Annotated in this window: 15 protein-coding genes; 10 read left to right on the plus strand and 5 right to left on the minus strand. The window is 67.2% G+C overall.

Translation table 11 applies throughout. The annotated features are described in order from the left end of the window. The first annotated feature begins 143 nt into the window (after positions 1–143). The 8 genes from RS899_RS02245 to RS899_RS02280 all read left to right on the plus strand — a co-directional run bounded on the left by RS899_RS02245 (position 144) and on the right by RS899_RS02280 (position 18,451). Positions 144–935: a DUF535 family protein gene (locus RS899_RS02245; protein WP_315808980.1), complete on the plus strand. Its 792-nt coding sequence runs from the start codon at positions 144–146 to the stop codon at positions 933–935. Between the two features lie 104 nt (positions 936–1,039). Next, positions 1,040–4,507, plus strand: coding sequence for an exodeoxyribonuclease V subunit gamma (gene recC / locus RS899_RS02250; protein ID WP_315808981.1), 3,468 nt, complete (start codon positions 1,040–1,042; stop codon positions 4,505–4,507). Beyond that, positions 4,504–8,178: an exodeoxyribonuclease V subunit beta gene (recB, locus tag RS899_RS02255; RefSeq protein ID WP_315808982.1), complete on the plus strand. Its 3,675-nt coding sequence runs from the start codon at positions 4,504–4,506 to the stop codon at positions 8,176–8,178. The genes recC and recB overlap by 4 nt, the downstream gene beginning before the upstream one ends. Then, the gene (gene recD, locus RS899_RS02260; protein ID WP_315808983.1) at positions 8,175–10,214 is read left to right on the plus strand and encodes an exodeoxyribonuclease V subunit alpha; all 2,040 of its coding nucleotides are present in this window, start codon (positions 8,175–8,177) and stop codon (positions 10,212–10,214) included. The genes recB and recD overlap by 4 nt, the downstream gene beginning before the upstream one ends. Before the next feature lie 97 nt (positions 10,215–10,311). Further along, complete coding sequence (locus tag RS899_RS02265; RefSeq protein WP_054906542.1) at positions 10,312–13,158, plus strand: ATP-binding protein; 2,847 nt, start codon at positions 10,312–10,314, stop codon at positions 13,156–13,158. Next, positions 13,137–14,333 carry an EAL domain-containing response regulator gene (locus tag RS899_RS02270; protein WP_054906541.1) on the plus strand — a complete coding sequence of 399 codons (1,197 nt, stop codon included), beginning with the start codon at positions 13,137–13,139 and terminating at the stop codon, positions 14,331–14,333. The genes RS899_RS02265 and RS899_RS02270 overlap by 22 nt, the downstream gene beginning before the upstream one ends. Before the next feature lie 144 nt (positions 14,334–14,477). Further along, a complete protein-coding gene (locus RS899_RS02275; RefSeq protein ID WP_315808984.1) occupies positions 14,478–17,711 on the plus strand; it encodes a hybrid sensor histidine kinase/response regulator in 3,234 nt (1,077 codons plus the stop codon). Positions 17,712–17,800: 89 nt separating this feature from the next. Continuing rightward, a complete protein-coding gene (locus tag RS899_RS02280) occupies positions 17,801–18,451 on the plus strand; it encodes a response regulator (protein WP_054906539.1) in 651 nt (216 codons plus the stop codon). A 205-nt stretch (positions 18,452–18,656) separates the two neighbouring features. Here the strand turns inward: RS899_RS02280 and RS899_RS02285 are convergent, their stop codons facing one another. The 5 genes from RS899_RS02285 to RS899_RS02305 all read right to left on the minus strand — a co-directional run bounded on the left by RS899_RS02285 (position 18,657) and on the right by RS899_RS02305 (position 24,689). Beyond that, positions 18,657–19,376 carry a fimbrial biogenesis chaperone gene (locus RS899_RS02285; RefSeq protein ID WP_054906538.1) on the minus strand — a complete coding sequence of 240 codons (720 nt, stop codon included), beginning with the start codon at positions 19,374–19,376 and terminating at the stop codon, positions 18,657–18,659. Continuing rightward, complete coding sequence (locus tag RS899_RS02290; protein WP_315808985.1) at positions 19,366–20,739, minus strand: fimbrial protein; 1,374 nt, start codon at positions 20,737–20,739, stop codon at positions 19,366–19,368. The genes RS899_RS02285 and RS899_RS02290 overlap by 11 nt, the downstream gene beginning before the upstream one ends. Next, on the minus strand, positions 20,736–23,327 hold the full coding sequence (locus RS899_RS02295; RefSeq protein ID WP_315808986.1) for a fimbria/pilus outer membrane usher protein: 2,592 nt from the start codon (positions 23,325–23,327) through the stop codon (positions 20,736–20,738). Before RS899_RS02295 ends, RS899_RS02290 begins: the two co-directional genes overlap by 4 nt. Then, entirely contained in the window at positions 23,311–24,063 is a 753-nt protein-coding gene (locus tag RS899_RS02300) for a fimbrial biogenesis chaperone (protein WP_054906536.1), read from the minus strand. The genes RS899_RS02295 and RS899_RS02300 overlap by 17 nt, the downstream gene beginning before the upstream one ends. An 80-nt stretch (positions 24,064–24,143) precedes the next feature. Continuing rightward, positions 24,144–24,689 carry a fimbrial protein gene (locus RS899_RS02305; RefSeq protein WP_233299287.1) on the minus strand — a complete coding sequence of 182 codons (546 nt, stop codon included), beginning with the start codon at positions 24,687–24,689 and terminating at the stop codon, positions 24,144–24,146. 264 nt (positions 24,690–24,953) lie between these two features. Here RS899_RS02305 and RS899_RS02310 point away from each other — a divergent pair, with 264 nt between their 5' ends. Together RS899_RS02310 and RS899_RS02315 are read left to right on the plus strand one after the other, a co-directional pair. Further along, positions 24,954–25,322 carry a YciI family protein gene (locus tag RS899_RS02310; protein ID WP_233299286.1) on the plus strand — a complete coding sequence of 123 codons (369 nt, stop codon included), beginning with the start codon at positions 24,954–24,956 and terminating at the stop codon, positions 25,320–25,322. A 40-nt stretch (positions 25,323–25,362) separates the two neighbouring features. Then, entirely contained in the window at positions 25,363–25,893 is a 531-nt protein-coding gene (locus RS899_RS02315; RefSeq protein WP_233299285.1) for an SRPBCC family protein, read from the plus strand. Position 25,894 lies beyond the last annotated feature (1 nt).

The following is a 25,894-nucleotide window of genomic DNA, read 5'->3' on the forward strand; positions in this document are numbered from 1 at the left end:
ATCGGGGGTGATCGGCACAGTGCGCGGGCCCGAGTTTCTTAAGCGTTCCCAAAGCCGGTACGCATACCGTTGGTCCACCTTCCTGCTGATTTTCCTGTATGTCATTGCGCTCGCTTCGTAAATCCGGCCAGAACCTGCTGGCCATGATCGTTGCCCCCCACCTGCACTGGCGCTGGACTCGTCAGCGCCGGCAGTACCCGCAGCTGGACGTGTCCTACAACGATCAGCTGGTGGCCGCCCGGCGTTACCGCAAGAAGTATCTCTGCCGGTACTGGGGCATCCCTCGTCGTCTGCGTGCCCTGGTCGAACACTACGCGTGCCTGGGGCGGTTGCCCGGTTCCTGGAAGGAGCGCTTGCTCGGCTATCAGCGCGTTGCCCTGTGCGAGATAGCGCTCAAGGGCGGCGAACGGCTTCATCTGTCCCTGGAGCCCTCGGTATTTGCCAAGGAAGGTGAGGTCGGCCTGTTCCTGCGCGATGCCACTGGCCAGCGGCTGTACTCCCTGAGTTTCTGCCTGGGCAGCCAGGCCATCATGATCGGCGGCCTGCAAGGCCCGCGTTCCGACCTGGGAGAAGGGCTGGTCAAGTGGCTGGGCAAGGAAATGCACGGGATGCGTCCGAAGAGCCTGCTGATCAGCGCCCTTTACGCGCTGGCGGACTGCATCGGCGGTTTGCCCATTCAGGGGATCGGCGACGCCGCGCATACCTGCTCGCACAAGCTGAGGTCCAGCTACGATGCCTTCTGGCTGGAGTTGCACGGCGTGCGCCACGAGCGCCACTGGTACCGCTTGCCCGAGCGTGAGCCAGCACGTGATATCGCCGAGGTGAAAAGTCACCATCGAAGCGAATTCCGACGTCGCGAGGCGCTTCGCGCGGCGATGGTCAACGACGTGCGCCAGACCTGGGCGCTGGCCACCGGGCCCGAAACTGGCGGCTGAGGCTTCGGGTCCACCCGTAAAAAGCTATCCCGTTGTGTTCGCTTTTGGTGAAATGCCTGTCGCAAGACGTGGGCAATGGCTGCCCGCCCGACCCAGGAGATCCGATGAGCGAGCAGCGACTGACCCCCGGCCTGATGGTGATCCACGGCAACCATCCGGAAGCGCTGCGCGACCTGCTGGTGCAGTGGATGAGCCTGCATCCGCTCGCGCCGCTGGAGAACGAAGTCATCCTGGTGCAGAGCAACGGCATCGCCCAGTGGCTGAAGCTGGCGCTGGGGCGTGACGTGGAGGAGGGCGGTTGTGGCGTCACCGCCGCGCTCGACGTGCAACTGCCGGCGCAGTTCCTCTGGCGCGCCTATCGCGGTGCGCTGGGGCGCGACGAAATCCCCGAGGTCTCGGTACTCGACAAGGGCCCGCTGACCTGGCGCCTGATGCGCCTGCTGCCGACCCTGCTGGAGCAGGGCGAGTTCGCCACCCTGCAGCGCTTCCTCGCCGACGATGCCGACCTGCGCAAGCGCCACCAGTTGGCCGAGCGCCTGGCCGACCTGTTCGACCAGTACCAGGTGTACCGCGCCGACTGGCTGGAGGACTGGAGCCGCGGTGTCGACCAGCTGCGTCTGGCCAACGGCACCGTCAAGGAACTGGACGCTGACAGCCGCTGGCAGGCCGCCCTGTGGCGCGCGCTGCTCGACGACGTCGGCGCCGAGGGCCTGGCTACCAGCCGTGCCGGCGTGCATGGCCGCTTCATCCAGAAGCTCAAGTCCGCCGAGAACCCGCTGCCGGGATTGCCGCGCCGCGTGGTGGTGTTCGGTATCTCCGCGATGCCCGCGCAGACCGTCGAGGCGCTTGCCGTGCTGGCGCGCCACGCCCAGGTACTGCTCTGCGTGCACAACCCCTGCCGCCACCACTGGGCCGACATCGTCGCCGACAAGGACCTGCTGCGCCACGAGTACCGCCGCCAGCGCCGCCGCGCCGGCACCCCGGAACTGCTCTCCGACGACCAGCAGCACCAGTACGCCCAGCCGTTGCTGGCCGCCTGGGGCAAGCAGGGGCGCGACTACATCAACCTGCTCGACCAGTACGACGACCCGGAAACCTACCGCGCGCGCCTGGGCGCGGTGAGCAATGGGCGTATCGACCTGTTCAGCGAGGTCGAGCCGACGAACCTGCTCGGCCAGCTGCAGGACGACATCCTCGAACTGCGGCCGATCAACGAAACCCGCGAGTACTGGCCGGCGGTCGACCCGCAGGCCGACGACTCGGTGCGCTTCCACGTCGCCCACAGCGCCCAGCGCGAAGTGGAAATCCTCCACGACCAACTGCTCGCCCGCTTCGACGCCGACCCGACATTGCGCCCGCGCGACGTGATCGTCATGGTCCCGGACATCAACCCCTACGCGCCGCACATCGAAGCGGTGTTCGGCCAGTTGCCGCGCGACGACAAACGTTTCATCCCCTACACCCTGGCCGACCAGGGCCAGCGCGGCCGCGAGCCGCTGCTGGTGGCGTTGGAACATCTGCTGCGGCTGCCCGACAGCCGCTTTGCCGTGAGTGAAATCCTCGACCTGCTGGACGTCGCCGCCGTGCGCGCGCGCTTCGGCCTGGCCGACGCCGACCTGCCGCTGCTGCGCCGCTGGATCGACGGCGCCGGAGTGCGCTGGGGCCTCGACGGCCAGCAGCGCGAACGCCTTGGCCTGCCCTCCGCCGCCGAGGCCAACAGCTGGCGTTTCGGCCTGCGGCGCATGCTGCTGGGCTTTGCGGTGGGCGAGGGCGAGGCCTTCCAGGGCATCCAGCCCTACGCGGAAATCGGCGGGCTCGACGCCGCCGCGCTCGGTCCCTTGGCCGGGTTGCTCGGCGCGCTGGAAAAGGCCTGCGACCTGCTCGCCGAGGAAGCGGCCCCCACTATCTGGGTACAGCGCCTGCGCACCCTGCTGGAAGACTTCTTCCAGGTCACCGATGACCACGATGAACTGCTGCGCCAGCAACTCCTGCAACTGCTTGAGGGCTGGCTGGAGACCTGCGGCCACGCTGGCTTCAGCGATCCACTGCCGCTTTCGGTGGTGCGCGAGGCCTGGCTCGGTGGCCTGGACGCAGGCGGCCTGAACCAGCGCTTCCTCGCCGGTGCGGTGAGCTTCTGCACCCTGATGCCGATGCGCGCGATTCCCTTCCAGCTGGTCTGCCTGCTCGGCATGAACGACGGCGACTACCCGCGCCCGCAGTCGCCGCTGGATTTCGACCTGATGCGCAACGACTACCGCCCCGGCGACCGCTCGCGCCGCGAGGACGACCGTTACCTGCTGCTCGAAGCGCTGCTCTCGGCACGCCGCCAGCTCTACGTCAGCTGGGTCGGCCGAAGCATCCGTGACAACAGCGAACGGCCGCCGTCGGTGCTGGTCGGCCAGTTGCGCGACCACCTCGCCGCGGGCTGGCACAACGCCGAAGGCGGCGACCTGCTGCACGGCCTGACCCTGGAGCATCCACTGCAGCCTTTCAGCCGCGCCTATTTCGATGCGCCATCCGCGCACGGTGTCGATGGCCTCTACACCTACGCCCGCGAGTGGCGTGACGTGCACCGCGAACATCACGGCGAAACCGATGCAGCGCCGCTGCCGCCGCTCGCGCTGGATGCGCCCATCGGCCTGCGTGTGCTTGCCGATTTCCTCGCCAACCCGGTCGGCGCCTTCTTCCTGCAGCGCCTCAAGGTGCGCTTTGCCGAGGAGCAACTGACCGGCCAGGACGAAGAGCCCTTCGAGCTGAACGGGCTGGACGTCTGGCAGCTGCAATTCGAACTCTGCGAGCGCCTGCGCCCGTGGGTCGAGCAGAACTGGCAGGCCGATCAACTGGCCGCGCAACTCAACGGCCAGGTCGAACGCCTGCGCCGCGAAGGGCGGCTGCCGCTGGCGGCCTTCGGCGACTTCTCCGCCCAGGCGCTGGTGGCGCCGCTGCATGACCTGCTGGCCCGCTACCGCGAACAGCTGGAGCACTGGTCGCAGGTGGAAGAGGAACAGCGCGAGCTCAACCACGAGCATGCCGGCATCGAACTGGCCGACTGGCTCGGTGGGCTGCGTCGCAACGCCGATGGCCAGCTCGCCAGCCTGCAACTGGTCAGCGGCAAGCTTCACGAGGGCAAAGGCTACAAATGGCACGGGCTGGTGCGCCCCTGGGTGCGCCATCTCGCGCTGCAGCTGTGCGGCGAGCCGGTGACCAGCGTGCTGGTCGGCCTGACCGGCACCCTGGAGTTCCCGCCGCTGCCGGCGCAGGAAGCGCGCGCCGAACTGGACGCGCTGCTGGACGCGTGGTTCCTGGGCATGAGCCGCCCGCTGCCGGTGGCATGCAAGGCCGCCTTCGCCTGGCTGGCCGCCGGAGAGGATGAGGAACGTGCCGCCCGCGAAGCCGCCAAACGCTATGACGGCGGCTTCAACCTGAGTGGCGAGGCTGCTTCGTCGGCGGCGCTGGCGCGGGTCTACCCGGATTTCGCCACGCTCAATGCGAGCGAGGAGTTCGCCGCCTGGGCCGAGGCCTTGTACGGGCCGCTGTTCGCGATTCTGCAGCGCAAGGAGGCGGAAGCATGAGCGCAGTCGAGCTCAACCCTCTCGAATTCCCGCTGCATGGCAGCCGGCTGATCGAGGCCAGCGCCGGCACCGGCAAGACCTTCACCATTGCGCTGCTCTACGTGCGCCTGGTCCTCGACCATGGCGGCGAACAGGCTGCCTTTGGCCGGCCATTGAGCCCACCGGAAATCCTCGTGGTGACCTTCACCGAAGCCGCGACCCAGGAATTGCGTGAACGCATCCGTGCGCGCCTGGGCGAGGCCGCGCGCTGCTTCGCCGAGCCCGAGCAGAAGCACGACGGCCTGTTGGTGAAGCTGCGCGACAGCTATGTGCCTGAGCGCTGGCCCGGCTGCGCACGCCTGCTGCGCCTGGCTGCCGAATGGATGGACGAGGCTGCCGTTTCGACCATCCACAGCTGGTGCTACCGCATGCTGCGCGAGCACGCTTTCGACAGCGGCAGCCTGTTCACCCAGGACCTCGCTGCCGACCAGAGCGAACTGCTCGCCGAAGCGGTGCGTGACTACTGGCGGCGCAACTTCTACCCGCTGGATGTGGCGGCGGCCAACGCCGTCCGCCATTGCTACGCCGGCCCCGAAGCGCTGGCCCGTGCCCTGCAACCGCTGCTGGCGGCGCAGGAAGCCGGATTCCGCTATGCCGATCAACCGCTGACCGCCCCGGCCTCCCTCAGCGAGCTGCTGGAGACCACCGGCCAGTTCTACGACGAACTCGATGCCGCCGAGACACGCGCCCGCGAAGCCTGGGCGGCGGACCGCGCCGGCGTCGCCGAGCTGCTGCGCAACCTGCGTGGCGACCTCAACGGCAACAGTTATCGCGGCAAGGATGACGACAGTGTCTTTGCCGGCTGGATCGAAGCGCTCGATGCCTGGAGCGAGGGCGCCGATGCGCCGGACAATCTGGCCAAGTTCGGCCAGACGCGGATCAAGGTGAAGGCCAAGGCCGTGGTGCCGGAACACCCTGCGTTGCTGGCCATCGACGCCTGGGTCGAGCGCGCCGAGCAACGCCCGGAGATCGCCCCGCAACTGCTGCTGCATGCGCTGAATGAAGTGCGGCAGAACCTCGAAGCGGAAAAGCAGAAACGCGCCGAGCTGGGCTTCGACGACCTGCTGGTTCGCCTCGACCGTGCCCTCGCCGGCAGTGGCGGCGAGCGCTTGGCCGAGCGTATCCGCGAGCAGTTCCCGGTGGCGCTGATCGACGAATTCCAGGACACCGACCCGCTGCAGTACCGCATCTTCGAGCGCGTCTACCGCATCGCCGAGAACCCTCGGAACCTCGGTCTGTTCATGATCGGCGATCCCAAGCAGGCGATCTATGCCTTCCGTGGCGCCGATATCCACACCTACCTGCGCGCCCGCGCCGCCACCGCCGGGCGCCACTACACGCTGGGCACCAACTACCGCTCCACGCTGGCGATGGTCGAAGCGGCCAACCGCTGTTTCCTCTTCGCCGAAAGTCATCCGCGCGCGGCGTTCCGCTTCGCGGTGGAAGGGCAGGAAAACCCCGTGCCCTTCCTCGAAGTCGGCGCACGCGGGCGTGACGAGACGCTGCTGCTCGAGGGTGCCGAAGCATCGGCCATGACCTTCTGGCAGTTGGACAACGACGGCCAGGTCTGTGGCTCCACGCTGTATCGCCAGGAGATGGCCGCGCGCAGCGCCAGCGCCATCCAGCGCTGGCTGAGCTCCGCACAGAGCGGCTTCCGCGATGCCGAGGGGCAGTGGCGCGCGTTGCGCCCGGCGGACATCGCCATCCTCGTGCGCGGTCGCAGCGAGGCCGAGGCTATCCGCGGCGAACTGGCCAGGCGCCGGCTCGCCAGCGTCTACCTGTCCGACCGCGATTCGGTGTTCGACAGCCCCGAGGCCGTCGACCTGCTGCACTGGCTGCGCGCCTGCGCCGACCCCGGCGACGATGGCGCCCTGCGCATCGCCCTGGCCACCCGCAGCCTGGCGCTGGACTGGGCGACCCTGGAGCGGCTGAACCAGGACGAGCGCTTCTGGGAAGCCATGGTGCTGCGCTTCCGTGACTATCGCCTGCTCTGGCAACAGCAGGGCGTACTGCCGATGCTGCGCCGCCTGCTCGCCGACTTCGCCCTGCCGGCGCGACTGCTGCGCGAGACCGATGGCGAGCGCAGCCTGACCAACCTGCTGCACCTGGCCGAATGGCTGCAGCGCGAGGCTGTGGAAGTGGACGGCGAACATGCGCTGCTGCGAGTGCTCGCCGAACAGCTGGAGAGCCCGACGAGCGAAGAAATCCTGCGCCTGGAAAGCGACGCCGACCTGATCAAGGTGGTGACCATCCACAAGTCCAAGGGCCTGGAATACCCGCTGGTGCTGCTGCCCTTCATCTGCACCTGGCGCGAGCTGGACGGCAAGAGCGGCACGCCGCCGAGCTTCCAGTCCGGCGAATCGCGGGTCGTCGAGTTGTCCCGCGACAAGGAGCAGGCCAAGGCGGCCTTCCAGCAGGCCAACGACGAGCGCCTGAGCGAGGACATGCGCCTGCTCTACGTGGCACTGACCCGCGCACGCCACGCCGTATGGCTGGGCATGGCGCCGCTGGTGATGAGCAACAGCAAGAGCCCGGAGCTGCACAAGGGCGCCATGGGCTACCTGCTCGGTGGCGGCAACGCGCTGAGCGTCGAGGAGGTGACCACGCGTCTGGCCGAGTTGCAGGCAGGAGCGCTGGAGATCGCCCTGGAGCCGGCGCCGGAGATCGGCACTGAGCTCTTCGTCGGCGTTCAGGCCGGTGAGCTGGGCGCCGCCCGTGAGCCGCGCCGCCGGGTGGCGGAGAAATGGTGGATCGCCAGCTACTCCGCCCTGGCGACGCTGGCCACCGAGGACGACAGCGACATCGCCCCCGCGCCGGCTGCCGATGAGCCGATCAGCGCGAGTGAAGACCTGTTGCGCGAAAGCAGCCTGGAAGACCTGCGCGAGGTGGAAGTCGTGCCGGCACCTTTCAGCCTGCATGCCTTCCCCCGCGGCGCGAACCCCGGCAGCTTCCTCCATGGCCTGCTGGAGTGGGCCGCCGACGAAAACTTCGACGTCGATGAAGAACCGCTGCGTGACCAGATCGCCCGGCGCTGTGCCCTGCGCGGCTGGGAGGAGTGGATCGAACCGCTCACCGGCTGGCTCGGGCAATACCTGCGCACGGCTTTCCGGGTGCCCGATGCAACGCCGGTCAGCCTCGCCGGCCTGGCGACGTTCCAGAAGGAAATGGAGTTCTGGTTCGCCACCCGCAACGTCGACAGCCAGCGCCTGGATGCCGCCGTGATCCGCCATACCCTCGGCGGCGTGGCGCGGCCGACGCTGCAGGCGAACCTGCTCAACGGCATGCTCAAGGGCTTCATCGACCTGGTGTTCGAACACGAAGGCCGCTACTACGTGGCCGACTACAAATCCAACTGGCTGGGCGCCGACGATGAGGCCTACACGCAGGAGGCGTTGCGCGAAGCCTTGCTGGAGCATCGTTACGACCTGCAGTACGCGCTCTACCTGTTCGCCCTGCACCGGCTGTTGCAGGCGCGCCTGCCCGACTACGACTACGACCGCCACATCGGAGGCGCGATGTACCTGTTCCTGCGCGGCAGTTCCTCAGCGACCCAGGGCATGTACCTGGAACGCCCGCCGAAGGCGCTGATGGATGAGCTGGACCGCCTGTTCCGCGCGGAGGTGCCGGCATGAAGAGCACCACTGAAATGCTCGAACTGATCGGCCGCTGGGCTGAGCGCGGCTGGCTGCGCGAGCTGGACCGTGCCTTCGCGACCTTCCTCGTCGAGCGCGCGCCGGATGCCCATCCGCTGCTGATTCTCGCCGCCGCCCTGGCCAGCCACCAGCTCGGCCGTGGGCACGTCTGCCTCGACCTGGATGCGACCCTGGCCGACAGCCGCTTCGCCCTGTCGCTGCCGCCCGAAGGCGACTCCGCCAGGGACGCGCCGGAGCTGCCCGGTGTGCTGCTCGATGGCTTCGATCTCGATGCCTGGCGCGCCGTATTGAACGATCCGCGCCTGGTCGGTGACGGGCCGGGCGAGACGCCGCTGGTGTTGTCCGGGCGCCGCTTGTATCTGCGCCGCTACTGGCAGTACGAACGGGAAGTGCGTGCTGGTATCGACCAGCGCCTGAAGCAGGGTGAGGCGCTGCGGGCCGCCTTGCCCGCCGCCCAGCTGCGCCGGGCGCTGGATGCGTTGTTCCCGAAGAAGCCCGGCAATGTTCAGACGAGCCAGGGGGCGGACTGGCAGAAGCTTGCCTGCGCACTGGTCGCCGGCAACGCCTTCGGTATCGTCACCGGCGGCCCCGGCACCGGCAAGACGACCACCGTGGTGAAGCTGCTCGCCCTGCTGCAAAGCCTGGCGCTGGAGGAGGGCGGAAGAGCGCTGCGCATTCGCCTCGCCGCGCCCACCGGCAAGGCCGCTGCGCGCCTGAACGAATCCATCGCTGGCGCCGTGCAGCGCCTCGACCTCTCCGGCCTGGCCAATGGCGAAGCCGCGCGTGAGGCGATCCCCACCGAAGTCACCACGCTGCATCGCCTGCTCGGCAGCCGCCCGGACAGCCGCCAGTTCCGCCACCACGCCGGCAACCCGCTGGCGCTGGAGCTGCTGGTGGTGGACGAAGCGTCGATGGTCGACCTGGAAATGATGGCCTCGCTGCTTGCCGCTCTGCCGCCGCGCGCGCGATTGATCCTGCTGGGCGACAAAGACCAGTTGGCCTCGGTGGAAGCCGGCGCGGTGCTGGGCGAGTTGTGCAGCCGCGCCCGTGAGGGCCATTACCGCCCGGCCACCCGCGACTGGCTGCAAGCCGTGGCCGGCGAAGCCGTCGACGACATGCTGATCGACAGCGCCGGCAGCGACCTCGACCAGGCCGTGGCCATGCTCCGTCACAGCCACCGCTTCAGCGCCGACAGTGGCATCGGCCAGTTGGCCGAAGCGGTCAATGCCGGCGATATCCCGGCGTTGCGCCAGGTGTGGAAAGCGCAACATGAAGATCTCGCCCGTATCGCCGTGGATGCCCAGGAAACCCGCAGCCTGCGCGATCTGGTGATCGACGGCGGGCGAGGCGGCGACCTCTTCGGCCCGGTCGGCTACGCCCACTACCTGCGCGTGGTCAGCGGCTCGCGCCCGGCGGACAACGCCACTCAGGACGCACTGGATGCCTGGGCAAGGAAGGTGCTGGAAGCCCATGGCCAGTTCCAGCTGCTCTGCGCATTGCGTCGCGGGCCCTGGGGCGTGGAAGGATTGAACACGCTGATCGGCGAGCTGCTGCAACGCGAAGGGCTGGTTCCTTCGGCGAACGGCTGGTTCGCCGGTCGGCCGGTGCTGGTTACTCGCAACGACTACGGCCTGGGCCTGATGAACGGCGATATCGGCATCACCCTGGCGTTGCCGCAGACGGCCGAGGATGGCTCGGTGCGCTGGGTGGCACGCGTGGCCTTCCCGGCGGGCGATGGCACCGACGCCATCCGCTGGATCCTGCCGAGCCGCCTGCAGGCGGTGGAAACGGTGTTCGCCATGACGGTGCACAAGTCCCAGGGCTCGGAGTTCACCCACGCCGCGCTGCTGCTGCCCGACAGCCTCAACCCCATCCTCACCCGCGAGCTGGTCTACACCGGCATTACCCGCGCGCGGAAGTGGTTCACCCTGGCCAGCGCCGGGCGCGGCTGGCAGGTGCTGGAGGCGGCCACGGAGCGGCGGGTGCAGCGGGCCAGTGGGTTGCTGGGCGGCTGACGGGCGCAGACACGGGTTCTGAGTGGTCGCTCCCGATTCGATGCTTTTTAGATTTGTCTGATGTCCGCCTGGCCCGCTTTTCGCCAGGCTGGCGGGCATGAAACTCAAGCAGTTCCTTCGCCCCCAGGATTCGTCCTTTTCTACCCCGAAGGCGGCCCGAAAGCTCCTTCGTCTGTTGGCCTGGGTGGTGATCGCCTGCCTGTTTTTCACCCTCAGCCTGTTTATCGCGGCGAGCTTCAACACCGAGGTCTCGCAGCTGCGCCGGCAGATGAATGCGGCCATGTACGAGGCCCAGGACTACCTTGGCCAGCGCGAGTCGCTGCTGGAGCACATCAGCCGGGGGGTAACCTGGAAGGCCCGCGAGCCCGTGGTCCAGTGGCGCCAGCTGAACGTACCGGTGTCACCCCATGAGCAGGTGTTCGTTACGCTGGGCGAACCGCGCTCCGACTGGAGCCTGGCACTGTCCGGCCGCGACTTGTCGGAGATGGAAGCCAAGCGGCTGAACCTGATCTATGTCTCTCCGGGGCCGGAGCGGGCCGTCACTCGCCTGTACGGTGCGCCCGCGCTCAATGCCGTGGTGCCGCCCTCGGTGCTGGAGGCGCTGGGCCAGTCCGGCACCCCGAAGGAGGAGCTGCAGGTGCGCTGGCTCGCCGATCCGACCGATCCGCAGTCCCGGCAGTACCTGTTCACCCGCGTGACCAGCGAAAGCGACAACGGCTGGCTGGGGCTGGAACTGTTCGGTGCTGACCTCGCCGCCGCGTTCGGTGTGCCCGAGGCCGGGCGCTTCCTGCTGCTGGACCGCGATCACCGGGCGATCCTCGGTAGCGCCGTGACGCCACAGCTCGGCCTGCAGTTCAGCGACCTCTGGGTTGGGGATAACTTCGCCTTCAGCGGGTCCGGGCTGATTCCCAGCCACCTGGCGCTGCTCAAGCACCTGGGCAGTTCCGACTGGTCGCTGGTCTACTACTTCAACCTCTCTGACCTGCTGATGCCGCTCTGGCCGCGCCTGTTCGGCGCGCTGGCTTTCCTGCTGGGTTGCTCGCTGCTGGTCTGGGGTATGTGCCGGCGTATCAACCGGCGCCTGATCGACCCGGCGCAGCACCGTCTCAATGCCCTGGTGGAGAACGAAGGCTTCTCCCGCGCGATGATCCAGACTGCGCCGGTGGCGCTCTGCGTGCTGCGCCGCAACGACGCCGAGGTGGTGCTGGAGAACCGTCTTGCCCAGCAATGGCTCGGCAGTGGCGACGAGCGCCGCTACTGGAGCCACGGCTGGCTGGAGCGGGGTTTCAACAGCGGTGAAAAGGGTGGTTCTGAGGAGGTGGAAACCCACACCGGGCGCCATCTCTACCTGAGCTACACGCCGACCCGCTACAAGGGCGAGGAAGTGCTGTGCTGCGCCTTCAGCGACATCAGCGCACGCAAGCAGACCGAAGCCGCGCTGGCCGAAGCCAAGCGTTTGTCCGACGCCGCCAACGAGGCCAAGACGCTGTTCCTGGCGACCATGAGCCATGAAATCCGCACACCGCTGTACGGCGTGCTCGGTACCCTGGAGCTGCTCGGCCGCACGGCGCTGGATCATCAGCAGTCCGGCTACCTGCGCGCGATCCAGCGCTCGTCGTCGACCCTGCTGCAACTGATCAGCGACGTGCTCGACGTATCGAAGATCGAGGTCGGTCAACTGGGCCTGGAACCGGTGGAGTTCTCGCCGCTGGAGCTGACCCTGGACACGGTCCAGTCCTATGCCGCCACCGCCCGCGCCAAGGGCCTGCAGATCTATGCCTGCTGCGATTCGCAGATGCCCGAGCGGGTTCTGGGCGACGCTACGCGCATCCGCCAGATCCTCAACAACCTGCTGAGCAACGCGGTGAAGTTCACCGATAGCGGGCGCATCGTCCTGCGGGTGCGTTCGGAGCCGGGCGAGGGCTGGCAAGACACCCTGCACTGGCAGGTGGCGGATACCGGAATCGGCATTCCCGAGGACCAGCAGGCGCACCTCTTCGACGCCTTCTACCAGGTTTCCGGCCACGCGCGCGTGGCCGGTGGCACGGGCCTTGGCCTATCGATCTGCAAGCGCCTCACCGAGCTGATGGGCGGGCACCTGCGAGTCGTCAGCGACGTCGGCCTGGGCAGCAGCTTCTCCCTCAGCCTGCCCCTGCAATGCGTGGACCGGCAGGCCAGCAACGAACCCCGACTGTGCAATTCGATGGTGTGGGTGCATGCGCCGACCCGCGAGCTGGCCGAGAGCCTTTGCGGCTGGGTCACGCGCTGGGGAGCGCGGGCCCAGGTGGTGGCCTGCGACCAGCCTGTCGAGGAAGACGCCACCAGCGTACTGCTGGACCTGCGCTTCAACCCCCACGACCGCACGCCGCTGCCCACCTGGCGCGGCTGCCGGGTGCTGGTGACCGACCTGGGCGGCGAGCAGCCGCGCCAGGAAGGCTGCGACTGGCATGTGGGCCGCTACAACCTCGAGGGACTGCGCCGCGCCCTGGCGGCGGCGCAGGGGTGTGTCAGCGCAGACGCGGCGCGGCTGGCCGAGGCCCTGCCCGACATCGGCCTTGGCCTGCGCGTACTGCTGGTGGAGGACAACCCGATCAACCAATTGATCCTGCGTGACCAACTGGAAACCCTCGGCTGCATGGTCGAGCTCGCCGTCGACGGCCGGCAGGCGCTCACGCGTTGGCAGCCGGATGCCTTCGACGTGGTGCTCACCGACGTCAACATGCCCCATCTCAATGGCTATGAGCTGGCTCGCGCATTGCGCCAGCGCGGCTATCGCGGGCCGATCATCGGCGCTACCGCCAACGCCATGCACGAGGAAAACGAACGTTGCCTCGCCGCTGGCATGAACCTCTGCCTGCTCAAGCCGGTGGACCTGCGCACTTTGCGCCAATGCCTGACCAGCCTGCCCGCGGAGGTGCCGCCATGCGACATCAGCGAATCCTGATCGTCGAAGACCAACCCTTCCAGCGCGAATACCTGCTCAACCTGTTCCGCGAACAGGGCGCCCTGGAGCTGCGCGCTGCCGAGGACGGCGCCGAAGCGCTGCGCTGGCTGGAGCAGGAGCGCTTCGACCTGGTGGTCAGCGACCTGATGATGCCGGGGCTGGACGGCGTACAGCTGATCCAGCGGCTGTCCGCACTGAGCCATCCGCCGCTGCTGGCGATCATGAGTTCAGCATCGCGCCCGCTGGTGGGCAGTGCCTGCATGGTGGCACGCGCCCATGGCATCACCGTGCTGGAGCAGATCGCCAAGCCTGTCCGCGCGCCGGTGGTTCGCCGTCTGCTGGAGAAGCTGGTCTCACGCCTGGAGCGCGCAGAGCTGCATCGCGCACCAGCGATCCCCGTGCCGACCCGCGAAGAGCTGGAACTCGCGCTGGAGCAGCGGCAGTTCTGCGCCTGGTTCCAGCCCAAGGCTTCGCTGATCGACGGGCGCATCGTCGCGGCAGAGGCGCTGGTGCGCTGGGCGCATCCGCGACACGGCGTGCTGCAACCGGGCAGCTTCATGGCCGCGTTGACCGCTGCCGGGCTGGACGAGGCGCTGCTCTGGACGGTGCTCGAACAGGCGCTGCAGGCCCAGGCCGACTGGGGCCAGTTGGGCTTCCATCTGTCGGTGGCGGTGAACCTGCCGACCCACCTGCTCGACGCCGCCGACCTGCCGGATCGCCTCGCGGCCTTCGTCGCAGCCCGTGGCGGGGTTCCGGCGCATATCGTCTTCGAGCTGCTCGAATGCAGCAGCACGGCGACCCCGGCCAACTACTACGCCGGCACCTGCCGCCTGCGCATGAAGGGCTTCGGCCTTGCCCAGGACGATTTCGGCCAGGGCTACAGCTCGCTGTACAACCTGGTTTCCACACCGTTCACCGAACTGAAGATCGACCGCGCCCTGGTGCATGGCTGCGTGGACGACGAAGGGCTGGCGGCGGCGCTGGAGAGTATCGTCAAGCTCGGCCGGCAGTTGGGCCTGGAGGTGATCGCCGAAGGCGTCGAGCACCCGGAAGAGCTGGCCCTGCTGCGCCGGCTGCGCTGTGATTGCGCCCAGGGCTTCCTGTTTTCCGAGGCGGTTCCGCAGGACGTATTCACCCGCCAGCTGCTCCAGGAGCGCACCGCCATGGCTCATTGACCCACGGCAGGCACATGGCAGATGCAAGGGCGATCATCGGCCTGTCCAGGGCTGTCGGGTCGCCTAATTCCATACTCACATCTACAGTCTGCTGGTATCCGGCGGGCCCTCCGCCGCCATTTTTTGCGACACCGGATGCTTTGCATGAAGGACCACGACAACGGCTCGATTCGTAAACTGGCGAGCACCTCGCTGCGCCTGAACGTTGTGCTGCTGTGCGCCGTTTCCCTCACCCTGATGCTGGTGGGGGCATGTTATTGGGCACTCGGCCGGGTGGTGCAGGAAGAGCGCGACAAGGTGTATTTCCACTTCAGCCGGTTGGTGGGCGACATCCACGAGCACGAGGCCTTCCTCAACCGCGTCGCCCAGCAGAGCGACGAGTCCACCCAACGCCAGGACCTGGATGTGGTCCCGCTGCAGCGACGCATGCTGATCCGTGAAAACGGCATGGAGATCCACGAAGGCCGGGAGTTCTCCTTCGCCATGTCCTTCACCCTGGCACAACTGATGCGCCCCAGCCCGCAGGAGCGGCCCGGCACCTTCTCCTTTGGCGTGATGCTGACGAATTTCTACAGCAGCTACTGGAGCACCTCGTCCTTTCCTTCGCCACAGGTACTGGTCGTCGACCTTCACGGAGCCACCAGCCTGGCGGTGCCCTCGATCGGCAACTTCCGTGGACAGCGGCCACTGACACGGGGCAATTACCTGCGGGTCATCGAACGGGTGCATGAAGCATTGGAAGAGCGCGCGCCCAAGCGCAGCGACACGCAGGTGCACTGGGCGCCGGCGCAGGCCTACACAGGTGGCACGACTCGCGAGCTGTTGGCCTACGTCAGTCTCGACCTGCCCGATGCGCTGTGGTGGGAATCCGACCTGGATCGTCGCGTTGTCGCGGTGTCGCTGCTCGACCTGGGGCGTATCAACGACCTGGAGCAGGTGCTCGATCGCCCGGTGTTCGACGAACTGGAACTGATCTCACCCGCCGGCCAGGTACTGATCGATTTTTCCGGCGGTGAGAAAGACTATCAGGAGGGCCTGAACTTCAGCGTCGACGGCCTGGTGTTCAAGGTCCGCAGCGAGTTCACGGGCGGCTGGACCGCCCTCTATCGTCTGAGCTACGCCAGTTTCTTCCGCTACGCCAAATGGCAGTTCCTCGGCGGACTGGCGCTGATCCTCGGCAGCCTCGCTGGAGGCTGGTTCGCCATCAGCTGGTACTCGCGGCGGGTGATCAAGCCGGCACGTCACGCCCACCTGGAGATCGTCGAGAGTGACGCTTTCAGCCGCGCAGTGATCCAGACCGCGCCGGTGGCGCTGTGCGTGCTGCGCCATGACAGCCACCAGGTGGTCATGCAGAACCGCCTGGCCGAACTGTGGCTGGGCGATGCCGAGGCTATCACCCGCATCAGCCGGGACTGGGACCTGAGCGACAGGATCGGCGAGGGCGAGGGGGAGCTGGTATTCGAAGTGGACGGCCGCGCATTGCACGCCAGCTTCGCACCGACCCGCTATCGCGGCGAGAACGTGGTGCTCTGTGCTTTCAACGACATCAGTGCGCACAAGCAGGCGCAGCAGATGCTGGCCGACGCCAAGCTCTCGGCAGATGCCGCGAGCGAAGCGAAATCGGTGTTCCTCGCCACCATGAGCCATGAGATCCGCACGCCGCTCTACGGCGTGCTGGGCACGCTGGAGTTGCTCGGGCTGACCGAACTGACCCACCAGCAGCGCGACTACCTCGCTACGATCCAGCGTTCTTCCTCGACCCTGCTGCAACTGATCAGCGACATTCTCGACGTGTCCAAGATCGAGGCCGGGCAGATGGCCCTGGAGGTCGTGGAGTTCAACCCGCTGGAGCTGGCCGAGGATGTGGTCGCCGGGTACGCCGGGGTGGCCGAGGGCAAGCAATTGCAGCTCTACGCCTGCATTGAGGCGAACGTCCCCGGCCTGACGCGGGGCGATGCAGCGCGAATCCGGCAGATTCTCGCCAACCTGCTGAGCAATGCGCTGAAGTTCACCGACATCGGCCGCGTGGTATTGCGCTTGCGCACCGTGGTCGGCGAGACCGGCGAGGTTGCCCTGCAGTGGCAGGTGACGGATACCGGCATAGGCATGTCCGACGCCCAGCAGCAACGTCTTTTCGAGCCCTTCTACCAGGCCCACGGCCATGAGCACACGGTCAGCGGCACTGGCCTGGGGTTGTCGATCTGCGCCCGGTTGAGCCAGCTCATGGGTGGCCAGTTGCGAGTAGTCAGCGAAACCGGGTTGGGCAGCAGCTTCACCTTCACCCTGGCGCTGCCGGTGCTGGAACGCGCCCAGCCACTGGCCGACAGTCAGTCGCTGTTGCCGCAACCGGTCTATGTGCGGTCGCCGGTGAAGGAACTGGCGCAGAACCTGGGTGTGTGGATTGATGCTTGGGGAGGCTCGGCGCTGGTGCAGGACGAACTGCCGACGGAGCCTCCACCCGGTGCGGTGCTACTGGACCTGCTCGAAGCCGGTGGCGATGAGCTACTGTGGGGCGGCTCCCGGGTCCATGCGCTGGCCGAGGCTGGCTTGCAGCCACAGGCCAGTGCGCGAGGCTGGGAGGTAAACCTCTACCACCTGGCCGGCATCGCCCAGGCCCTGCGCCTGGCTCAGCGGGGCGAGGCCAGCGACACCCGGCAGGCGCCCCGTGTTGCCCGGCTGGGCAAGCTCGGCCTGCGGGTGCTGGTAGCCGAGGACAACCCGATCAACCAGGCACTGCTCAAGGAACAGCTGGAGGAACTGGGCTGCCGTGTCACGCTCACCAGCAATGGTCGCGAGGCGCTGCAGCGTTGGGCGCCCGGCGCCTTCGACGCGCTGCTGACCGATGTGAACATGCCGGTGATGAACGGCTACGAACTGGTTGGTGAGCTGCGTCGGCACGACAGCTGGCTGCCGATCATCGGCGTCACCGCCAATGCCCTGCGCGAGGAAGGTGAGCGCTGCATGGCGGTGGGCATGAACGCCTGGCTGGTCAAGCCGATGAGCTTGCGCACGTTGCACGATGGCCTGCTCAAGGTTTGCGGGCATACCGTGGAGCATGGGCTGGCAGGTGAGGCGGAGCCCGAAGTGGTGGCCGAGGATGCCATCCAGGTGTCGGAGAAGATGCGCGACCTGTTCCTGCGCACCATGCGTCAGGATATGCAGGGCGTCACCGATGCCTTGCAGGCCGGCGACCTGGCCACCGTCCGTCAGCAGGTGCACCGCCTGCGCGGCGCGCTGGCGGTGGTCCAGGCCCATGGGCTCAGTGATGCCTGCGGTGCGGTGGAGGAGGCGCTGATCGCGCAGCCCGCCGGGCCGGAACTGTCCGCGGCGGTGACCATACTGCTGGGACGAATCGAGGCGGCCCTGGCCAGCCTCTGAGGGCCTGTCCGGTAACCGGGGCTACTCTGGAATAGTGGTCGTGCCCTGTGGCCGACCGACGATCGCAAACGTTGGGACTCAAGAAACTCATGGAAAAAGTCAGAGTGGCACTAGCGGACGACCATCCCATCGTCCTGATGGGCGTTCGCGAGGTGATCGAAAGGGACGATCGCTTCGAGGTGATCGGCGAGGCGCATAACTCCAGCGAGCTGGTGGGCCTCTACCGCGAGCAGCGCCCGGCCATCGTCATCACCGACTACAACATGCCGGGCGACCAGACCTATGGCGACGGCATCAAGCTGATCGAGTACCTGCTGCGCAACTTTCCCGACACGCGCATCCTGATCCTCACCATGCTGTCCAATCCGCTGATCCTCTCCAGCCTCTACGACCTGGGGGTGTCGGGGGTGATCCTGAAGAACGGTGACCTCAATGAGATCCTCGTGGCGCTCAAGGCGCTGTCGCAGGACCGCATCTACCGTGGGCCGGGGATGCAGTCCTCGAGCAGCGTGATGGCCAGCGGGGATGACGTGGAGGGGCGCATCGCCAGCCTGTCGGTGAAGGAGTACGAGGTGCTGCGCCATTTCGTATCGGGGATGAGCGTGCGCGACATTGCCCTGCTCCTGAACCGCAGCGTGAAGACCGTGAGCGCGCAGAAGATATCCGCCATGCGCAAGCTGGACGTGGATACCGACCAGGCACTGCTGACGTTCTGCGTGATGGCCAATCTGTTCCAGTAAGCCGGGCCCAGGATGCGCCTGTAGGAGCGAGCTTGCTCGCGAACTGCCCCGATGCTGAAGTCCATGGTAGGCCAACTGTCCTCTTCCTGAGGCTCCGTACCTGCCAAGAGCCCCTCACCCTAACCCTCTCCCGCAAGCGGGAGAGGGGACTGTTCGGTGCAGAAACAAACGATGGCGTCAGCCGGCACGGACGGGTGCCTCTCTCTCAGCGCAGCTCGGCCTCGCCCTGCTGGCTGTTCCCGCCATCGTCGATCCACAGGTAACGCACCTCTCCAGCGTTCGCCGGCAAGCCTTGCCTGGGTGTCAGCGTGCGCTGCGAAAACGGCGGGAGCAGTTCGGCCGGCAGTGGCGAACCGGTGTTGCCCTGGCGTACTTCGGCGCCGGCGAGGGTGATGAAGTAGGCGGTGGGATTTTCCACCTGCACCGCATTGCCGGCCCGCCGGAAAACCAGCTGGCGCGGAGCCTCTTCAGCGTCTTTTGCCAGCGAGTGCGGCCGGTAGATGACCTTCATCTGGGTGCGCAGGGTGACGGTGAGGCGCGACTGCCCTTCGGCCAAGGGCTCGTTGGATTGCGGTGGAATCTCGTAGAGGTTGAGCCAGTACAGCGACTCACGGTCCGTTGGAAGGTTTTCCCCGGTATGCAGCAGGCGCAGGCTGCGCTGCTGGCCGGGGTTCAGGCGGAACACCGGCGGCAGCGGCATGATCGGTGCCTGGGCGGTCTGCGGTGCGCTGTCGAGGTCGCCATCGTCGATCCAGGTCTGCACGATGACCGGGTAGCTGTTCTGGTTTACCAGAGCCAGCGAGGCCTCGCGCTTGCCTTGCTCGAAGATCACCCGCGTGCGTTCGGCGGTGACGCCGGCATGGGCATTGGCGCCGACCAGCAGCGCGAGGCCGAGCAGGGCGGCGCGCAGCCAGTTACTGGACACGGATCACCACCTGCGCGGTGGCTTCCACGCGGCCAGGGGTGACGGTTGGCATGCTGCCGAGGCTGAGCTTTTCCAGGCGAGCGCGGAACGTCTCGCTGTACTGGGAGATGCCGCCCACTTCACCGGTCTTGTTCGAGGCGTTGCCGATTACCGGGTACCAGCCACGCGCCTCGGCGTTGCTGCCGTTGGCGGAATCCTCGCTGGCCAGCAGGTTCATCGCACTGCCGTTGCGCAGCAGGCGGATGCCGACGCCCTGGGCCATGCCCGGTTCGCCGTAGCGATCGGAGACCAGGTAGGACAGTCCACCGCTGGCATTGACCAAGCCGAGCCCGGAGGAGGCGGCCAGCGCGCCGGCGGAGACCTTGATGCCCAGTGCGGTGCCACTGGTGCCCGATTGGCTGGTGCTGGGGGTGGTGCTGCTGAGCACGCCGCTCTGGCATTTGAAGTCGACCTGGAAGGGCATCTCGCGGTTGGCCCCGGCGTTGATCTCCCCGATGGAGATCGACGGGAACACCACGTGCGGCGTGACATTGGTGACCGCGCAGGTCGGGTAGCGCTTGAGTGTCACGTCACCGTACAGGCCGATGGCGCCCGGCCAGTTGTAATGCCAGCCGCTGTAGTTGGCGTAGTGGGTCTGGCCGACGGTGGGGTAGTTCAGACCCGGCCCCTTGATGGCGATGTAGCCGGCGGGCTGGGTGCGGCCATACAGCTGCGACTTCGTATTCGGCGAATAACCCTGGGTGGTCTCCAGCGGCGCCCTGAAGAGTTCGGCGCGCACTGCGCTGAGGTTCTTCGCCTTGACCAGCTGGAAACCGCGCGAGTCGATGTCCAGCCCGCTGAGCTGGCGCTCGCGCCAGACGTCGGTGAAGTACTGGCCGGTTTCGACGTGGGTTAGGCGCAGCAGCACATTGGGCCAGGCGGTGCGGTAGGCGGACTGCAGGCCGATGGAGTTGCCCACGCTGTCGCCGCCCTGGTACCAGCCGCTGTAGAGGTCGTCGGCGTTGGTGGAGAACATCTCGTAGACCGCGTCTCCCGGTGCGCAGCGGAAAAACACGCGCTCGGCGTCGTAGCCGGCGGAGTTTCCGTACTGGGTGATGGGTGACACGGCGCTGGCGATCAGGGTGCCGTCGGGCTGGAAACTGGCATCGCTGACGTTGATCACGCTGGGCAGGCCGAGTGAGCCATTGCAGGTGTCGCAGGCGCCATCGCCGGGCCAGGCCCCGGCCACGCCCTCGCCAGGGCGGATCGAGGTGTTGGACGTGGTAGTGGCGCTGCCGACAGCGGTGACCTTGTAGCAGGTGGCCCAGGCGCTCGGTGCAAGCAGCAGGGCGAGCAGCGGCAGGCTGCGCAGGATGGGGTTCATGAAGCCTCCGGTAGGCAGGTGGCCTGCAGGCGCACCAGCACCTGGTCGAGGTCGGCGCCTTTCAGGTCATACGGGAGCAGGCAGCTGTCTTCGGCCCGCTCGCCCCATTGCACGCGCAGGCGGCCTTGCTCACCTTCGGCACGGGCATAGACCTGCCCGCCCTGGCCGACCATGCCGATGTTCACGCCGTTGCCGTCGAGCACATCGGCGCCCAGCGGCAGCGGCTGGCCATCGGGCAGCTTGGCCTGGATCAGCAGCGGGTGGCCGGTGAGGGTCTTGAACTCGACGCGCACGGCAGCGCCGGCGTAGGGCGCGATCTTGCGTTCGGTCTCCACCAGCTCGGCGTTCTCGTCGATGCCTTGCGGGTCGAGGCTGATGGGGTTGTAGCGGTAGGGCGAAAGCGACGGCACCACGGCGTAGCCATTGCTGTCGACCCGTGCACCCTGGCCGCCGCGCACACCGGCACCGCTGGCGCCCTTGGCTTCCACCAGGGCGAAGGTATCGCCAACGTAAGGGCCCAGGGTCAGGCCGCCGCTGTGCAGCACCGCCGCGCCGCGCAGACCGCCGTTGACCTGGCGGTAGCTGGCGCTTTCGGCATAGCCGGCGTTGAGCGTGGCGACCGAGGTCTGCTTCTGCAGGCTGCCGTTGAAGTCGGTGCCCTGGCCTTCGCTGTCGCGCCCGGCGGAGAGCGAATAGCTCAGGGTGCGGTCTTCGCCCAGTGTGCCGTTGAGGCCGGTCTGGTAGGTGCTGCCGCTGGTGTCGCCGGAGCGCCGCGAGGCCATGGCGCTGAGGTTCGGCGCACGGCTGGTGGAGCCCAGCGGCATCGATACGCTCAGGGTCAGGGTGTTGTTGCGGTTGCTGCCGTGCTGCAGGTTGTACTGCGGCGGCTGCGACGGGTCGTAGTCGTCATTCACGTCGCGGTACCAGGTGGTCTGCTGGCGCGAATAGGAGAGGTTGTAGCTGAGCTGTCGCCAGGTGTTGGAGTAGCCGACCTGCAGCTGGCTGTCGCGGCTCTTGCCGTCGTAGTAGTCGGCGGTGGAGCCGGACAGGTAGAGGTTGCCGTACTGCCCCAGGCCCTGGTTGACCAGCAGGGTGAACTGGTTGCGCTGTTTGTAGCTGCTCGAGTCCCAGGTGTCGCCATGGTCGCTGGCATCGCGTGCCGAGAGGGCATCGCCGAGGTCGCGGTAGCCTTCGGTGGAATAGCGGTAGCCGGCCAGGGTCAGGGTAGTCTGGGTGGGCTGGAAGGTCCGGCTGTAGTTCAGGCCGACGCGCCAGCCCTGTTTGCGCTGGTTGTTCTCCACGGTAGCGCTGGAGAAGGTGGTGTTCATGCCGAAGGCGCCGTAGGGCGTTGCCAGTACGCCGCCGCCGAGCAGCGCCAGGTAGTCCTCGGCGACGCGCGCGCCGAGGTTGGCGGTGAGGGCGTTGGTCAGGCCGCGCTGGTAGGTCAGGTCGCCGAACAGGTCGTTGCCGTCGCCGTACTGGCGCGCCTGGCCGACCGTGGCGCTGTAGCGCGAGAGGCCGGGGCGCATGGATTCGGGGACGGCGGAGAAGGGCACGGAGAAGCGCGAGACGCTACCGTCGGCCTCGATCACCTGTACGTCCAGGTCGCCGTCGTAGGCGGTGCCGTAGAGATCGTCGATGACGAAGGGGCCCGGCGCCACGGTGGTTTCGTGGATCTTCCGGCCGTTCTGGCTGATGACCACCCGCGCATTGGTGTTCGCGGTGCCGCGCACTTGTGGTGCGTACTGGCGTTGCGAGTCCGGCAGCATGCGATCGTCAGTGGCCACGCGCATGCCGCGGTAGCCCATGCTGCCAAACAGATTGCCCTCGGTGTAGCTGTCGCCCAGGGTCAGTTCGCTGCGCAGGCCGGGGAGCGCGCGTTGGGCGTAGGTGCGAATACTGTTCCAGTCGCTGCGGGTGTTCCCCGCATAGCTGGAGTAGGTGTAGTTGGACTGGTGGCGCAGGCGCCACAGGCCGAGGTTCACGCCGCCGTTCAGGCCGAGGTAGCCGTAGTCCGAATCGCCGCCGCTGCTGGAGCCTTCGAAGCTCGAACGGTAGAGGTTGGCGTCGTAGTTGACGAAGCCCATGGTGCTGCCAGCGTCCCACTCGTCCGGGCTGACGTAGCCGCGCGGCTTGATGTCGAGCAGTGCCTGGGGCACCGAGAGGTCCAGGCGCAGGCGCGCGGTGTCGAGGTTCCAGGTCGAGTCGGGCAGGCGTTCGGAGAGCCAGTGGCAGATGCCCTGGTCGTCCTTGCCGGCCAGCGGGGCCGGGCGCGCACCCAGGCTCTGGCGCAGGAAGCGCTCGCTGAAACAGGGCTCGGCGCGGTCGCCGCGCTGGCGCATTTCCACTTCGGCACGGGTGGCGTATTGACCGTTGAGGTACAGGTCGACGTGATAGGTGCCGGGGTCTACCTGGTCGGCGCGGTTGAAGCGCTCCAGGCTGCCGCCGGCCAGGCCGGAGCCCATCAGCAGGCTGTCGTCGAAGCGGTAGTCCGCGTCCCCCTGGGCCAGGCCCGCGACCACCATGGCCAGGGTTCCGAGGGCGAAGGGCAGCAGCGGTCCATGGCTGAGGTCAACGCGGCAGATCATGGCGAAGTTCCACTCTTGCGCCGTAGTCGTTGATCAGCAGGGCGGAAAGACTCGCTGTGCCGGCGGGGAGAGCCGAGGCTTTCTCCGCCTGCCACTGCGCCTCGCCCATCGGCGTCACCATGGTCGGCTGGAGCGTCCACTGGCGATTGCCGACAGTGAGCGTCGCACCGCCGAAGGAGGCGTGATAACCGGTGGGGTTCTCCACCTTCACTCGCCAGGCGCTGCCGTTCTGCACCAGCGAAAAGCGCAGCTTCTCGGGCAGTTGCTCCGGGCTACCGGCGATGCTCGCCGGGCGGTAGAAGAGCTTCAGGCGGTTGCGCAGCATCAGCAGCATCTGGTTCTGGTCGGCCTTGGCGGCATTGCGCGGCGGAATCTGCAGCACATTGAGATGGAACAGCGATTCGCGGTCCTGGGGCAGGCCGGAGCCGGTATAGATGATTCGCAGGGTCTGGCCGCTGCCGGGTGCCAGGCGCGATACCGTCGGGTTGACCAGGAAGGGGGCCTTGGCGGTATCGGGCGTGGAGGCGGGATCGTTGACGTCGATCCAGGCCTGGATGACGTTGGGGAAGCCATCCTTGTTGGTCATCTGCACGGTCTTTTCCCGGGCGTCGCCGGGATAGATGACGCGGGTGCCAGTAATCACCACGCTGGCTTGTGCGAGCGTGGCGGTAACGGATGCCAGCAGGGCGAGCGCAAGCGTCGCCGCGCGAAGCGGGCGCAGTGGGAGGGCATTCATCCGATTCACCTTTGGTGCCACACCGCTCGTGCAGAGCCGTGTGGCGAAGTGGGAAGCGGCACCTGGCGGTGCCGCGGATATCACTCGTAACGCAGGGTGTAGGTCACCGAGCCGAGTACCGGGCCGGGAGTCACGGTGGTCGCTTCGGAGATGTACTGCACGGCGTAGTCGTAGCTGGCGCTGGTCTCGCCATCGGCCAGGACGATGTCACCGGCTGCCACGGCCGCACCGCCAGCCAGGTTCACCGGGTTGCCGGCCGGGGCGTCGAGCAGTTGCAGGGCCACGCCGGTGGCGCCGCCGGAGGCGGTGTTGGTGAGGTTGCCGGAGGCGGTGGCGTTGGTCGCCTGGAACAGGGTGGTGAAGTGCTCGTCGGCACCGCTGGGCGCGGCGCAACCGGTCAGCTGCAGGGTGAAGCTGGTCTCGCCGGTGGTCTGGCCGACGGTGCCGTTCAGGGCGCTGACCGGCACGCTGTCGAGGATCACGGTCGGGTCGGTGTTGCCGTCGACCACGGCCGAACAGGTCTGGTCGGTGACTTCACCGCTGAAGTTGATGGTGTTGGCGGCGAAAGCAAAGCCCGGCACAGCGAAGGTGGCTGCGACAGCCAGGGCGGTTGCGTGAAGTTTCATTCTCTTGAGCTCCATGGTCAGGGTTTTTCCCATGGCCATCTTCCCTTCGTGGCGCTCGAAACTCTCTGAGACGAATCTGAAAGCGCTTGAGCACGCCTGACAGGCCGCCTGACGGGCGGCGCAACTGCCGTGGCAGAGCCTTGCGCTGGTGCATCCGACGTGCACCGTCCGGCATCGCGCAAAAAATTTCTGCCCGGCTGTCGAATCCAGCTCGCGCGCTTCGACTATGAGGTAACTGCAAGCGCACTGCCTGGGGAGACGACCATGAAGTACCTCTGCCTGATCTACGTGGATGACCAGCGGCTCTCCAGCCTGTCCGACGGGCAATACCGCCGGCTGATGGACGAGTGTTTCGCCAACGACGAGTACCAGCGTCGCGCCGGCCGGGTGCTGGCCTCCGAGGCGCTGGAAACGGTGGAAACCGCCACTACGCTGCGTCATGAGCCGGCGGGGCTGTCGATCACCGACGGGCCCTTCGCCGAGACCCGCGAGTACCTGGGCGGCTTCGTGTTGATCGACGCCCGTGACCTCAACGAGGCGCTGCAGATCGCCCAGCGGATACCCAGCGGCCGCCTCGGCGCCGTGGAGGTCCGCCCGGTGCGCGATTGGGACCGATACTTCGCCGGGCGCTGAGGCCCAGTTCTTCAAGTGATGGCAACGTCAGGAGGATGTGATGCTGAAGTGGATTGCGTTGGTGGTGGTACTGGCTGTGGCGGTGGTCCTGGTGCTGGCGGCGAATCGACCGGGCACCTTCCGCGTGGAGCGCTCCCTGCGCATCCAGGCGCCGCCGGAAAGGGTGCAGGGCTATATCGAGGACTTCCACCAGTGGCGGCAGTGGTCTCCGTACGAAAAGCTCGATCCCGACATGCAGCGCACCTTCTCCGGCGCTGAAAAGGGCCGCGGTGCGGTGTACGCCTGGGCCGGCAACAGCAAGGCCGGGGCTGGGCGAATGGAGATCGTCGAGAACGATCCCGGCAGCCGCACCACCCTTGCCCTGGACTTCCTCAAGCCATTCAAGGCCAGCAACACCGCCGAGTTCACCCTGGTGCCGCGCGACGGCGGCACCGAAGTGACCTGGGCGATGTTCGGCCCGGTGCCCTTCGTGGCGAAGATCATGCACCTGTTCATCGATGTGGACCGCATGGTCGGCAAGGACTTCGAGGCGGGCCTGGCCAACCTCAAGGTGCTGGCCGAGAAGGGCTGAT

Origin of the sequence: Pseudomonas sp. C9-3 (assembly GCF_032392015.1) — a bacterium.
GTDB lineage: Bacteria > Pseudomonadota > Gammaproteobacteria > Pseudomonadales > Pseudomonadaceae > Pseudomonas > Pseudomonas nitroreducens.

Coding starts and splice junctions, on each gene's coding strand:
- RS899_RS02300 (WP_054906536.1), bottom strand. CDS start 24,063: ATGAATGCCCTCCCACTGCGCCCGCTTCGCGCGGCGACGCTTGCGCTC.
- RS899_RS02265 (WP_054906542.1), top strand. CDS start 10,312: ATGAAACTCAAGCAGTTCCTTCGCCCCCAGGATTCGTCCTTTTCTACC.
- recC (WP_315808981.1), top strand. CDS start 1,040: ATGAGCGAGCAGCGACTGACCCCCGGCCTGATGGTGATCCACGGCAAC.
- RS899_RS02270 (WP_054906541.1), top strand. CDS start 13,137: ATGCGACATCAGCGAATCCTGATCGTCGAAGACCAACCCTTCCAGCGC.
- RS899_RS02305 (WP_233299287.1), bottom strand. CDS start 24,689: ATGAAACTTCACGCAACCGCCCTGGCTGTCGCAGCCACCTTCGCTGTG.
- RS899_RS02295 (WP_315808986.1), bottom strand. CDS start 23,327: ATGATCTGCCGCGTTGACCTCAGCCATGGACCGCTGCTGCCCTTCGCC.
- RS899_RS02245 (WP_315808980.1), top strand. CDS start 144: ATGATCGTTGCCCCCCACCTGCACTGGCGCTGGACTCGTCAGCGCCGG.
- RS899_RS02310 (WP_233299286.1), top strand. CDS start 24,954: ATGAAGTACCTCTGCCTGATCTACGTGGATGACCAGCGGCTCTCCAGC.
- RS899_RS02275 (WP_315808984.1), top strand. CDS start 14,478: ATGAAGGACCACGACAACGGCTCGATTCGTAAACTGGCGAGCACCTCG.
- RS899_RS02290 (WP_315808985.1), bottom strand. CDS start 20,739: ATGAACCCCATCCTGCGCAGCCTGCCGCTGCTCGCCCTGCTGCTTGCA.
- RS899_RS02280 (WP_054906539.1), top strand. CDS start 17,801: ATGGAAAAAGTCAGAGTGGCACTAGCGGACGACCATCCCATCGTCCTG.
- RS899_RS02315 (WP_233299285.1), top strand. CDS start 25,363: ATGCTGAAGTGGATTGCGTTGGTGGTGGTACTGGCTGTGGCGGTGGTC.
- recB (WP_315808982.1), top strand. CDS start 4,504: ATGAGCGCAGTCGAGCTCAACCCTCTCGAATTCCCGCTGCATGGCAGC.
- recD (WP_315808983.1), top strand. CDS start 8,175: ATGAAGAGCACCACTGAAATGCTCGAACTGATCGGCCGCTGGGCTGAG.